Raw genomic sequence first — 12804 nt, 5'->3', positions numbered from 1 at the left:
CTGCGTTGCAAACGTTTCTGAGGTGCTCATTTACTGTATGTAAACTCCGCCGCTCAAAACGTTTGCACCTTGACCTAAAACAAAATAATCGAATATTTATGGTGAAAACAATGATTACATTCAATCTTATCTCAATGGATATGAACAAAAATACAATCGCTTAAAATTTACAGAGATGATGTCTGGCTGGATATATTCATCAAGTGAAGCGGGAAATATTATAAATTGGGAGAAGTCTGTAATAGTCATTTTACTCTACTCAAAATGTAGCGTCAGTTTTAATAAGAAACTTACTATTACCAATAGGCTATAATCTACAATGATACTTAATCAAATTTGATCAGGAGTTTATCATGCCTGCTATTACAAAAGATGAATTTATCCATCTTTATGAATCTGCAAATCAAGCTCAATACAGAGTGCTAGTATTTGCTAATAGGTTTGTGTCAGGAAGTAGACCTGTAATGATAGCCCTTCAAAAATTACAAGAAAACCCTGACATTTCGGAGGAAGAACGCTTATCTTGTCAAGGTATCTTATTAGCTTATTTAGAACGAAGAGCAAAATCTATTTATAATGAGTATATGAGGAATATGAACAATAAACCAGACTCATTATATTTCGAGTTTAAAAAGAAGGATGATGTTTATTTAGAAACGATTCGCAATTATGTAATACGATGCAGTGGAGAAGATGATCAAATGTTCCGAGAGGCTATAACAGGCATTATCAAAACAAATTATATAGCAACTTCAGAATTTCACTCGTCACAAGAGCATGATCTCGCGACCGAAGGTATAATAAATGCACTCTTCACTCCTGATGATAATGCTATTGACATAGAACCAGAAAGAGGATCTACTCCATAATCTATACAAGAGCATACCGTGTTTTGACCTGGCTCATTTAATAGCTCTATGAGATTGATACATTCGACAATAGACTAAAAAAAGATTATGTTACTTGTTGAAATATCAGGATAAAAAAATAATGTCCATAGAATACGATAATTTAATCTGCTACAAACAGATATCAATTGACAACCATGGAAAACTAAAATTTTTTCTTGAAAAGCACAGCACTAAAGAAGGAACATGGGGCAAACTTTCCCTAAACGAAGGTGAAATTGATTTTATTTTCCAGAATGGCTTGGGCCAGGAACTGTCGCGTATTCGTCTTGATAAAAATAATCGGCAATTATCCATTCCTCCGGCGTCCTGGCATAAAATCATTCCGATCAACACCGCTTTCGATGCTCAGCTTGAGTTTTATTGCAAACCTCATCGCTACTTTAACAAAAAATACGGTTTAACTGAGGTGCACCGTGACTTATTGTATGTGTATCATACCTACTTGTCGCATTTAGGCCCACTAACTACTCTGGATGTGGGCTGTGCTTCCGGTAGAAATCTGTTGTACTTAGCTCAACTTGGCCATGCAGTGACTGGAATTGATATCAATCAATCGGCACTGGAAAATATTCAAGTTATTGCCCAAAAAGAAAACCTGAGCCCACTTAATATTTTGTCACAGGATTTAAACCAACCTCAATCCCTTGCACCAGATCATTACAATTTTATCTGCTCTACCGTGACTCTTCAATTTTTAAATGCCTCACGTATCCCCACTTTATTGACTGAGCTGCAGGAGGCAACGAAGAAAAATGGCTATCATTTTCTGGTTTTTCCCGTCCAATCTGAACTTTATTCACTCCCAAGCTCATTCACATTTTTACCAAAACAAGAAGAGCTGTATCATTTTTACCAGGACAGCGGCTGGTCTATCCTCGAATACAAAGAATCAATAGGACATCTTCATAAACAGGATAAATTGGGAAGACCAATGCAAGGATTATTCGGTCTGTTGCTTGCCCAGAAAGTTACATAAAGATCACTTTCATAAAATATTATTCTGGATTGCTAAATGATCCTCAATAAAGCAGACAATTCACTTGGGTTATGTAAAACATCAGCGAGAGTATACTGCTCTAAAATCTGCAGGAAAGCGCGCAGGGAATAAACTGAAGGTGGAACATACTGCCCCATGGCTACCCGGACAATACCTGTCGCTCATTAATCCTGAAGGAACAATACGCGATTATTCCATAGCCAATATCCCTTCTGATGATGGATACATTGAACTGCACATCAAAAGTTACTTGCAAGGCAAGATGGGACAATAGCTTTTGCAACGCGCAGCCATTAATACATTCATCACCATCCGAGGCCCTTTTGGCCAATGTTATTATCATAATCCACATAATCTGTCTTTTGATATATTGCTGGCAGGAACAGGAACTGGCCTCGCTCCGCTGATAGGTATTATCAGAAGCGCATTAACACAAAAGCATGAAGGAACAATTACCCTGGTGCATGGCGGGGTTACTGATGAGGATATCTATCACAAGGAAGAACTGGAAATGTTGTCTTTATTGTTCAGCAACTTCCGCTATGATCCCTGTGTGCTGCACAGTCAAGAGCTTTATCCAGAAGGCTCAATTGAAAAACGGGTGCTAACTCACTTGCATTCTCCCAATACTACGAAAGTCTACGTGTATGGTCCAAAGGAAACACCCAATAAATTGAAAACACGAATTTTTCTTGCGGATGTTCCTTCAGCAAATATTTATAGTGATATTTTTTTATAATATTAAATAGCTCTGGTGATTTATAATCTGGTGCAAACCAGATTATGTTTCTCACTCATCAAAATGATCTCTTCTTTCCGCTGGTAGCATTTCTTTTCTTTAAGACGTTTTCCGGTAATGTGTCATCAGAATTTTTATAGCCATGTGACGGTATCTAATCTTCCGGCTATACTTAAACATATAATTTTCAATCGTTTTTCTCACTTCTGAAAGGATTACGTTCATGATCGTCGATTTTGAAACGCACTTCATCACTGAAGCTTGTATTGATTATCTGAATCAACGCCAGGAAGTTCCCAATACGTCAAAATGTTTACATAACCACTAACGGATGTTTCTTCGTTCCCGCCTTACGTTATGTTCTAGAGGTCATGGGAGAGGACAGGGTATTGTTTGCCTCCGATTACCCAATGGAATCCTTACTTGACGCTACTCGATTTATTCAAGATTCCGATTTATCAAACCAAACGAAACAAAAAATTTTCTCTATAAATGCCAAGAATTTGAACTTAATATGAATCATGTCTCTTGCATCATATCAGTAAGGGACTGATTTTCTCGCAGACATTGATTGAGCCAGGCTCAATTAATGTCATGCTTTATAGAAATAAAATACAAATAGTTTCATTCTGCAATATTTTTTAACGAAGAATTAATCTATCAGCATCCGCTTCATTGTTTATGGATTGTTCACTTGCAATATGGCTCATACGATAGGTGGAATAAAGCAAATATTTATTTACCCCTTGATGCATCATATCGCGTTTGGCAACCATTCCCTTATAAGCTTCCTGCCATTTTTCCTGAAAGCTGGGCAAGATATCCCAAATTTTTTGATTTTCCTCCAGAACATCAGCATCTTCTTTTTCAAGTGCAATCTTAAAAGATTGGATGAGAATTTTTTCGATAGTATGAAACATATATTTTTTAGCGCCTTTCCTGACTAAACCAGCCTGCTCATCATTTTCATGAGACACAATGGCTTGCAGCGCTTCATTATATAAGCTTATTTGAGAATATCGTAATACTTGTGGTGATGGGAGAAAAAAATATTCCTTTTCGCCTTTCTCATTATAATAAGTAAAACTCAACGTAAACTCTTTCAGCTCTCTTGCGTCATCTTTTAATAACTCCTTGGCATACATCATTGTCAAAGTACCACATGAAGTCCTGTCAGCTTGAGGAATTAGCTGTTGCAAATCCATTGCAGAATATAATTTTAACAAATCAGGTGTAAAAAAATTCCCTTCGACAAAAGGAAAATTCAAATGAAACATCCCTCCAAGATCATGATATCTGATAAGCGCTGTGTTATAAAATATCGGTCTTATAGCCTTACCAGGTAAACAGATATAGAGATCGAAATGACATCTCCCACTGGTACGTTGACCAGTAAAAAAATAACCCAAAACTTCCCCTTCTTGCAGTTCATCACAGATATCTTTTATTTCACTTGCGCTTTCCCTGGCAGTTAACCCCATATAATCAGAATTTCGTTCTATAAATTCATTAATTGTTGCATCAAGTATTCCTTTGCATGACAGCCCTTGGCAGGCCTCGTTGAGTTGTCTTAATTCTTCCAGGGATAAGCCTGAAATGATTTTTCCTTTTGCATCCAGAAATGGAAGAACTTTATTGTATATTTCTTCGTAAAAACCTATAAATACGCCCATATGCTTATTGATAGAAAAAGGAGAATTTGCGCCATTCAGATTAGGTGGTTGAAAAAATATTTGTAAAAATTTGGCGTATTTGAAATCCAGGAATTGCTGTCTTTGTTGTTCAAAATTAACCTGGCGCTCTTTAATCAGAGCCCGATATTTGGGTGTCGTACCATTAATAATCAAGCGAATACCGTATTTTTCCTGATAATGCTTAACTATTTTTTCGAGATCCAGAACGCTGACTTGATACCCTGGATAAGAACTATCTTGTTCTTTAGCCAAAAACTCAGTTTTACCTTGACTCATTTCATATTTTGTTTTCATAAAAACCCCGGCAGTAGCTTGTATCATTACTAATTCATGAATTTTTCTCATCACTGGGACTGGAATCAATTAATTGCCCACCGGGATGATTTTCATTGATTTCATAATGACAACTCCTTGCTCTATCTCAATGAAACAACTGATTATTAAAATCATTATTTTTCATTATGAATTCCTTATAAATTAACAAACCCTCTGCCCAATAAAGACTGACAGAGACAATGGATATTTCCATTTAGAGACAAAAGATGTGAAGCGATGGTTTAGTAAGTCACACTTCGCTGAATTAAAGTTAATAAACTACTCTCAATCAATAACCAAATTCGAGAGTAAATCGTTCATCTTCTTTGCCTCAGCGACGAACCCGTTTACTAAATTAAAACTAGGTGTTACCACCAGTCCTCCAAATATCCTTGTGGAGAAGATAGGCCGCAGCAAAAAGATCATTTTTTATGATCTTTTAAGTGAGCAAAATTTTAACAATAAAAACTTAAGGATTTATTAAATGGGGAACATCTTTCATTGAGGCAATAGGGAGGCCATAGGGGACTCAAGACTTTTCACTGGTTAACTGATTGGATGTATTTAATTTTTTCATTGCATGACTTAATCAATGAATTATAAAACAAACACTCGCTATGTTATACAGGACGCTTTATTCTTGTTACATATGAGGATTCATACTATCACTGCTTGCAACAGACATAAGATCTTTTTCAATTTCAGGTTTACTTGCTTTCTTATTAGCTTGCCAAAGAAGGATTCTACTGGCCTCTGCATCCGCTATAAGACACTGTTTCTCAGTGAACTCCTCCCAGGTCAAATGAGATGGATCTTCAAGCTGATAATCAGCTAAATTGGTTCCCGGAATTAATTTATTTATAAATTGATCTCCATACAATAAACATTGGTAAACGGAAATAAATTTTTGATACTCACTAAAAGACAAAAGCTCATACCTTTTACTGCGATGAGTATAAAGAATTAAAAGCAACTCATTCACTGTCGTTGTTGCTTCAACATCCAACGCCATCGACTCCGCCCTATTTTTTTTATTAATTATAAGTTTCATTTGCGCTCATTAAGTAAAAATTAGCCATGTCTGCTAGTATAGTTTAAATAGCAGTAAATCAATATATGGCTTTGTGAGATTTCAGTGACTGATTGAAACACCAGAACTCTATATAACTCTAACTAAAAATAAAACATAAGCTGTCTACAGACGACTTTAAATAAAGGGCCTGACTGCAGGCATGGATTTATTTCCACCAGCCAATTTCAGATTTTACTACTATTTCTTGCAAGCAGATCGCGTATTTCAGTAAGTAATTGAATTTCCGGAGTGACTGGTTCTGGTTCATTTGCTTTTTTTCTCTGCAACAGATTGATTAATTTGATGAGTACAAAAATAGCAAAAGCAACGATAATAAAATCAATGACGTTTTGTAAAAAATTTCCCCACTTGATTTGAACGTCTCCTACAGTAAAACTCAATCCTGCAATATTGATGCCTCCCAATAACAAACCAACGCAAGGCATGATAATTCCATCGACCAAAGCAGTGACAATTTTATTAAAAGCAACACCCATTACAACAGCAACTGCCAAATCCATCACATTGCCTCGCATGGCAAATTCTTTGAATTCCTTTAGTAAACTCATCAGACATCCCTATCATGATTAAGTTATGCGATAAAATGTATATTCGCAAAATTTTTCCAATCTTTCAATTACAGACCGTTCTGAGCCTGTTAGCTTTAGAGAGAAACTTAAGTTTACATTATTGTACAACGGTGTTTTTTAGTATCTTTGTAGTTATTGGTATCTTTTCTTTTTTTATCTTGTTCCGCCCATAGAGTCAAATCCGGTTGATGAATCATCTTCTTTTGAACCATACAACATTCTATAGAATCATAACTTCCAAACATATCGAACTCTGGCCGATACGTTTTTTGTTCTGAATAAGTGCTGTTTTTAGGGAAGTGTGTAATAAAACAGGCAGAAGCCATGTCTTTGCCTAATCGTTGCAGCATCCCCTCTTCAATAACTACTCCATCTTTTCGCACCGCAGGGATATGTTTGGCCCCTACCCTGGCAATAACGATAGTATCTTCATCCATCTTATGCAAAATTTGATTACAAAAGCCTTCATTACCCCGTTGTACTCTGGCTAATGATTTTCCATAGAGATGGTAGGCCCAGTAAACACAATGATCAAGGTCATTAAATATTCGATTCCCTATTTCCAAACCCAAATCTTTTAAACGTGCCGTCACTTTTTTAATGGATTTAAGACTTTTAAATGGATTGCTAAAATTATCTTCTAACCCATATACCTCAACATTATTTTTAATTAATGCAATTAAAGAAGGTTCAACTGTATTTAATTTGCTTAAAGATTCCAGAGTATAAGGTTCCAAATTATCTAATGCAGTTAAATTTTCATCGAAAAATGCTATTTTCTTGTTTATCTTACCTTGCCTTTGCAATTTTAAAATACAATCCAGACAATCCTCGCTTGCATAGGAATAATGGTTTTCCCCTATCAAGATGCATTTTTTACCATTACTTATTTGTTCCAGAAACCAATCTTCGAATTCCATTAGCACATCTCACTAAAAAGGCAATAGAGCCATAATCCAATCAAGATGATGATTATACGGAACAAGCGAATAATAGTCAATATGAATAATAAATATACAATATTAATTGCGTCTCTTTCCCATTTTTATCCCTGACTACATGGTATGGAATTGAAAATTGAACTAAAACCACCCTTCTCATGACATGATATCCTGCACAAAAAATACGGTATCAATGTTTAGAAAGATTGAGTTCACACATGATTTGAACCAGGCTGCCTAATAAAATGACGAACCTTGGTTACCTATTGTTACACTGTCGCTCAGAAAACAGCGTTTGCATTTTTTTATTTACAGCAGATGCAATCCGATTGTTTTCGGTTTTTTCTAACCTGCCCAAATTCTGCTTCAATTGATTGATCCACTCCTGATCAAAACCTTTTTGACAGAATAATCTATTTTGACGCACATATTCTTCCAGAAGTTTCGATTGTTTTTTACCAAGATGCGTATCCTGGCTTGAGGAAATTAAGATTCCATCCAAAATAGCATAAATGCCGGTTTCTAATGCTGGAAAAGAGCGATTTTTTTCATATAAATTGGAAAAACTAACCTCATGGTACTCTTCATGCTTGGTAGCAGGTGAAATTTTATTATGATGTTCTGCCAAAGGGATACAACCGAACTGAAATATACCAAGCACGATAATAATAAAATGTCTTCTCATCATACACCACCTACAAATTGTAGCATAAAAAACAATCCATTATGAAATTAACATATCTACCCAGCATTGAGGAAATATTTCAATTTTGACTAAAATACGAAATTCATTTCATTTTATCCAGCTTATGCTTATTCCTAAGCACTTACTGCGGCTGTTAAGCCAACTGTTTTAGGAGAGTCTGAAAGTTTGGTAATGTGACAGGAAATCTCATCTGCAAAGAATACAAAGTGTTTTTCTGCTTCTTAACCACTGGATTGCCCTCGCTCTGGCCAATGATAATACCATGACCATGCCATGTTTTATCGGATGCGTCCTGCTTTAATTGCAGTGAATTCGTTTATCATCCTTGTCCGAAGCGTCACTGGACATATGAGTAAATGTGGCAGAACAACCGCTATCACTACAGTAAATAGCAACAGCAGCACAGGTAGCCAATCCATCGGTAATAAAAGTCTTATTCGTACCGTTACTATAGATAACCTTATCCATACCAATATTAATAGCGTTTTTTATAAAGGTAAAACATTGCTCTTTCGCCATCAATTTAAATTTTTTCATTTTTAAGACTAGAGTCATTTACCAACCAAAATGTCATTATTTTCTACATCTTAAATGAAAAATAAGTCTTATGAAAAGAAAATAATATAATTTTTATGAAAAATTTATCCATGTTATCCCGTTAAATAAACCCAATAAAAAATTATTGGGTTATTGTTATGTTGAATACGATGATTAAGGATATGTAAATATTTGGTTTAATCCGCTTTTTAAACAGGAACAATAGGGATTCGACACCATTTCTGTATAATGATAAGGTAAGTTATAGGGTAGCAGAATTTATGTAAATTCATCCCTTTGATGAGCTGGCCAATAGCCTATATAATTCTTGTTACTAATTGCAATCAATGGATGGGCAAAGCCTCAACCATAGCTAAGCTAAAGGATACCAATGTTTCAATCCATTCTAATAATTGCGCTAATGACTTTTAGCTTCATCACTCAAGCAGCCCTCCCTGCTGATCCAATCCAACGCTGCCTGGATATTAGAAGGCTCGTGGATATCACCTCAAGACAGAAAATGGCAGCCAAAGAACCCGGGGTGTTACGTTTTAAATTTCATAAAATTTCAGCATCAGAACTCCCGTTAGATAACCCTGTGGGTAATATGGATGAAGTTATCCAGGCATTAAATAATCAGATTGAAAACTGCAATAATAGCTATGGTGAATTCCAGACAGTAACAATCGCTAGCCATCAATTCAAACGCCAGGAATGGTGCTTAAATACCAACAAAAAAATGCTGACTCTGGCAAAAGCCGCTCATGGTGATTTTAAAAAATTTTTATCGAGCATCAAAACCGAGTTTGACTGGTATAAAAGCGATGGCTGGCCGGAAAACCACGCCGGATTTAAAAAAGGTGAGTTTCAATTTACTGCCTATTACGCTCCAGCCGCTGTTGAAGCCCGATCTAAACGTGGTGGAGCATTTCTGTATCCTCTCTATAGCAACCCCGGGGTTGTTAGCGTTGCGTTAGAAAGTAAAAAATATAATTTGAAAACTCCTCTTTGCGGAGTGGATCCGCTTAGCAAAGTGATGCGTGGATTTTGTCTGAAAAATGCGGATGGCACCTACTCTGTAGCACCAGATCGAGAAGAAATTGAGCATGGAGCTTTAAATCCAAAATATATAATTGGCTATCTTAAAGATCCAAATGACTCTGCTTTTTTAATGCTACAAGGCTCTGGTTCATTACTCCTTGATGGCAAATTGTTTCACATCAATTATGACGGTGCCAACGGCAGGCCACGCACGATGCTTGGTCGCATAGTCCAATGCGCTCAAGATCCAACCTGTGGTGGCAATCTTGACATAATGGAACGTTGCGCTAAAGATCCGAAATGCCATGATGAAGCCAAGTTACGCTGCAACGTATCTAAAAAAATCAGGCAAAGCGCTGCATCAGAAAAGCTCATTCGGCAATATCTGAACAATCTTACCTCTGATAAAGCAGACAATTTACGGAATCGAGATCAAAGCTATGTATTTTTTGCCAAAGAAGATGGTGGCCCTTATGGTTCAGAAAATATTTCTCTAACCCCTCATGTGTCATGTGCAACCGATCACAGGGTTATTCCTGTTGGAATGAATTTTATCTATCATTGCAAAAAAGCTACTTCATGGTGTGTGGCTCAGGATGCAGGCGGCGCCATTATAGGGGCTCATGTTGACGTCTATAAAGGTGAGGGAAATCAAGCAGGTGTGGAAGCAAATCAACTAAATCACACTGGAACGTTATTTGTGGCACTACCTAAACGAAAATAGAAAGCAGGCATGCAAAATACTTATCACAAATGCTATTGGGCCTGCTCTGCCCAGTAGCTGGTGGAAAAATAGAGTACAACGTAAGTAAAGACATCTCGCTAAAATAACTGTATATCGAGAATTCATACAAAAAACTATCATATCTCTATTATCTATATTACCTTACTACCGCAAAGAACATTGCATAAAAATCACGGCTTCATGAGTTTCTGAGAGTGATCAAACAGGCCGGAATTGGTAAACAAATCCGGCCGAATAGAAATTTATAGCGCCATTTAGAACTTTAGAGTTCTTGAAGTTTCAGACGAATGTTCCAGTTCAACTTGAGCATCAGCAGGACTTTGTGCCCTTAAATTTGCAAATTGCTTTCTTAAATTATTGTAAGTCGTCGCTGCTTTATTTTCATCAATAACAGTACGTGCTTCATCTTTATAATACTCGGATAATTCTCTTGTTGAGACCCCAGGCCCAAAATTGGACTAAAGCCAGTCTCCATAAGATTGCCATTCAAATAGCGGTTAATATGCAAAGTCACATTAGCTGGGATTAAATCAGGATTTTTAGAGAAGAGCTCATACAGAGGCTTTAATATATCTTCCTTATCATCGTAAAACTCAAAATTAATATTCTCATCCGGATATTTTTGAGCAATATACTGAATCTGAGAATACAGCATTAAAAATTTACTCTCATCGCTTATGCAATGGAGTGAATTTAGTTGGCCACTGAGCGCCGATTTTACCAGTTCTGCTAGAGACTCACTGCCTAATGAATTCAAGTCATTCAAGCCTTTAATCACTTGCAGAGCACTGTGAAAAGTATCTCCAATTGCGGCATTCTCACAGATCAAATCAGGAACAAGTAATGGATGAAAAGTTGCCCCCATGAAGTCGCACAACTCTTGAGCTACGGGTATAAATAAAGTAGATGCTCCTGCATTTAAATTGATTAAATCCGCTTTGAGGTTTTGCCTGTTAGAACCAATAAAAACATGGATGGGATCATTATTACTTTTACTGAGAATACCCTTATTGGTGTTAAATAATTTTTCAGCATCCCAAACTTTCCGTCCATCATTTGTTTGTAATGACTCTTTATATTCCCTATGTGAGATGCATTGATCAAAATCCAAGGATTTAACTGTTATGCTCATTTTCGTCTCCGATGTAACAATAATTACTGTTTAATTATTTTACATATTGCACTGATATTTTGAAAACGAATTTTATTGCTAACTGATAACGATATTTTTAATATCACTGAATTTAATCAAGAGACCTCAAAACACAAAGCCATAGTTCAAAATTATGATGTGTAAATATCTCGGATAGTAATCAGTACATTTTTTTACCATTAGGCACATGAGGCTCAACGGAAGCAAGGCAGATAGCCCCCTTTTCATCAGAAAAACCAAGCAATAGAAATTGAGAAACGAACCCGGCAATATTTTTCTCACCTAAATTCACGCATCCAATTACCATCCGGCCTATCAATGTTTCAGGCGTATAATGCACTGTTATTTGCGCTGAGGTTTGGAGAATACCAATATCGGCACCAAAATCCACCCAAACTTTATAAGCAGGTTTCCTGGCTCGCAGGAATGGCTCTGCTTTCACAACTGTACCAGAACGCAAGTCGACTTTTTCAAATTCTTCATAAGATATCATCATTTTTACACCTCAATATTTTGCATAGGCTGTATCGTTACCATCAAATGAATTCGTAGTTTATCAATTTAAAACCAGAGTTAGTTATCTATTTGACGCATTTTCTTTGCTGTTAACGCTTTGGCTCTCCATTGAGAAGGGGATTCACCGAATACTTTACTAAAACGGCGACTAAATGCGGGCAAGTTTTCATAACCTACTTCAAATGCGATTGCTTCAATGGAACAATTTTTCTGAGATAATAATTTTTTAGCATGGAGTAATTTTTTCATCCGCCAATATTCGGCAATACCACTGCCTAACCTCTGTTTAAAACGGCGCTGCAATTGACTAATGCTCAAATAACAATGCTTCGCTACACTGCTCACATCCACAGAATCTGCAAAATAATGATCAATCCATTGTTTTGCTTTGATAACAACCAGATCCGGTTCGGGTGAAAAAGAACTTGCCGCAAAGTGAAACAATAATTGATTGATTAAAGAGTCTGTAAAAAAATCTCTTTCATTATGTGCTAAATAATGGTGGGTAAATTGGATGAGCTTTTTAGTACTGGCGGTTAAATTGAGAATATTAGACTCAAAAGCTTCGTCATGAAGAGAGTTTTGAGTAGTTGCATCAATCACTAAAAACAGATTTTTTTGACTTCCGGCAAAACAATGTTGTTCATTAGGCGCAATGTATACTCCGATATCATCATTAACAACACCAGAGTAATGACCTACCTCTAGCTCCATAGAACCCGAGACAGGCAGTACCAATTGCGCAAAATCGTGAGTGTGACTGCAACTTTCAGTATGGTAAGAACGAAGATCAATACGATTAGTCAGCAACATATTGCCCCAAGCGAGCATTTACCTGTAAAAAATA

The 12804-nt window shown here is 36.5% G+C and carries 12 protein-coding genes and 2 pseudogenes; 5 read left to right on the top strand and 9 right to left on the bottom strand.

Features of this window, described 5'->3' with window-relative positions; translation table 11 throughout:
- Window positions 1-353 precede the first annotated feature (353 nt).
- From OQI99_RS14465 to OQI99_RS14445, 4 genes and pseudogenes are all read left to right on the top strand, one after another.
- A complete protein-coding gene (locus tag OQI99_RS14465) occupies window positions 354-869 on the top strand; it encodes a hypothetical protein (protein ID WP_265732235.1) in 516 nt (171 codons plus the stop codon).
- Between the two features lie 121 nt (window positions 870-990).
- A complete protein-coding gene (gene tehB / locus OQI99_RS14460) occupies window positions 991-1887 on the top strand; it encodes an SAM-dependent methyltransferase TehB (RefSeq protein WP_265732234.1) in 897 nt (298 codons plus the stop codon).
- A 130-nt stretch (window positions 1888-2017) separates the two neighbouring features.
- Window positions 2018-2647, top strand: a pseudogene (locus OQI99_RS14450) (FAD-binding oxidoreductase); the annotation flags it as partial.
- Window positions 2648-2925: 278 nt separating this feature from the next.
- On the top strand, window positions 2926-3165 hold the full coding sequence (locus OQI99_RS14445) for an amidohydrolase family protein (RefSeq protein WP_322783726.1): 240 nt from the start codon (window positions 2926-2928) through the stop codon (window positions 3163-3165).
- A 123-nt stretch (window positions 3166-3288) separates the two neighbouring features.
- Here the strand turns inward: OQI99_RS14445 and OQI99_RS14440 are convergent, their stop codons facing one another.
- From OQI99_RS14440 to OQI99_RS14415, 6 genes are all read right to left on the bottom strand, one after another.
- A complete protein-coding gene (locus OQI99_RS14440; protein ID WP_265732231.1) occupies window positions 3289-4704 on the bottom strand; it encodes a lpg2538 family Dot/Icm T4SS effector in 1416 nt (471 codons plus the stop codon).
- 595 nt (window positions 4705-5299) lie between these two features.
- Window positions 5300-5707, bottom strand: a complete 408-nt coding sequence (locus tag OQI99_RS14435) for a lpg2539 family Dot/Icm T4SS effector (RefSeq protein ID WP_265732230.1) — start codon at window positions 5705-5707, stop codon at window positions 5300-5302.
- 206 nt (window positions 5708-5913) lie between these two features.
- On the bottom strand, window positions 5914-6297 hold the full coding sequence (gene mscL, locus OQI99_RS14430) for a large-conductance mechanosensitive channel protein MscL (RefSeq protein ID WP_010948242.1): 384 nt from the start codon (window positions 6295-6297) through the stop codon (window positions 5914-5916).
- A 113-nt stretch (window positions 6298-6410) separates the two neighbouring features.
- Entirely contained in the window at window positions 6411-7244 is an 834-nt protein-coding gene (locus tag OQI99_RS14425; RefSeq protein ID WP_265732229.1) for a lpg2541 family Dot/Icm T4SS effector, read from the bottom strand.
- A 274-nt stretch (window positions 7245-7518) separates the two neighbouring features.
- Window positions 7519-7944 (bottom strand): hypothetical protein, encoded by a 426-nt coding sequence (locus tag OQI99_RS14420; RefSeq protein WP_322783725.1) that lies wholly within the window; start codon window positions 7942-7944, stop codon window positions 7519-7521.
- A 318-nt stretch (window positions 7945-8262) separates the two neighbouring features.
- A complete protein-coding gene (locus tag OQI99_RS14415; protein ID WP_265732227.1) occupies window positions 8263-8502 on the bottom strand; it encodes a hypothetical protein in 240 nt (79 codons plus the stop codon).
- A 391-nt stretch (window positions 8503-8893) separates the two neighbouring features.
- Here OQI99_RS14415 and OQI99_RS14410 point away from each other — a divergent pair, with 391 nt between their 5' ends.
- A complete protein-coding gene (locus OQI99_RS14410) occupies window positions 8894-10267 on the top strand; it encodes an MltA domain-containing protein (protein WP_265732226.1) in 1374 nt (457 codons plus the stop codon).
- A gap of 275 nt (window positions 10268-10542) precedes the next feature.
- Here OQI99_RS14410 and OQI99_RS14405 read toward each other — a convergent pair.
- From OQI99_RS14405 to OQI99_RS14395, 3 genes and pseudogenes are all read right to left on the bottom strand, one after another.
- Window positions 10543-11420 (bottom strand): annotated as a pseudogene (locus OQI99_RS14405) (hypothetical protein).
- Between the two features lie 181 nt (window positions 11421-11601).
- Window positions 11602-11937 (bottom strand): tRNA-binding protein, encoded by a 336-nt coding sequence (locus OQI99_RS14400; protein WP_265732225.1) that lies wholly within the window; start codon window positions 11935-11937, stop codon window positions 11602-11604.
- A gap of 77 nt (window positions 11938-12014) precedes the next feature.
- Window positions 12015-12770 (bottom strand): helix-turn-helix domain-containing protein, encoded by a 756-nt coding sequence (locus OQI99_RS14395; RefSeq protein ID WP_265732224.1) that lies wholly within the window; start codon window positions 12768-12770, stop codon window positions 12015-12017.
- Window positions 12771-12804: the final 34 nt, after the last annotated feature.

The sequence above is a fragment of the Legionella sp. PATHC039 genome, assembly GCF_026191275.1.
In the GTDB taxonomy this organism is placed as follows: Bacteria; Pseudomonadota; Gammaproteobacteria; order Legionellales; family Legionellaceae; genus Legionella; species Legionella pneumophila.
This window is presented reverse-complemented; position numbering and strand designations above follow the sequence as displayed.

Excerpts from the sequence above, each read along its gene's own strand:
- OQI99_RS14465 (WP_265732235.1), top strand. The coding sequence starts at position 354 with ATGCCTGCTATTACAAAAGATGAATTTATCCATCTTTATGAATCTGCA.
- tehB (WP_265732234.1), top strand. The coding sequence starts at position 991 with ATGTCCATAGAATACGATAATTTAATCTGCTACAAACAGATATCAATT.
- OQI99_RS14435 (WP_265732230.1), bottom strand. The coding sequence starts at position 5,707 with ATGAAACTTATAATTAATAAAAAAAATAGGGCGGAGTCGATGGCGTTG.
- mscL (WP_010948242.1), bottom strand. The coding sequence starts at position 6,297 with ATGAGTTTACTAAAGGAATTCAAAGAATTTGCCATGCGAGGCAATGTG.
- OQI99_RS14420 (WP_322783725.1), bottom strand. The coding sequence starts at position 7,944 with ATGAGAAGACATTTTATTATTATCGTGCTTGGTATATTTCAGTTCGGT.
- OQI99_RS14415 (WP_265732227.1), bottom strand. The coding sequence starts at position 8,502 with ATGAAAAAATTTAAATTGATGGCGAAAGAGCAATGTTTTACCTTTATA.
- OQI99_RS14410 (WP_265732226.1), top strand. The coding sequence starts at position 8,894 with ATGTTTCAATCCATTCTAATAATTGCGCTAATGACTTTTAGCTTCATC.
- OQI99_RS14400 (WP_265732225.1), bottom strand. The coding sequence starts at position 11,937 with ATGATGATATCTTATGAAGAATTTGAAAAAGTCGACTTGCGTTCTGGT.
- OQI99_RS14395 (WP_265732224.1), bottom strand. The coding sequence starts at position 12,770 with ATGTTGCTGACTAATCGTATTGATCTTCGTTCTTACCATACTGAAAGT.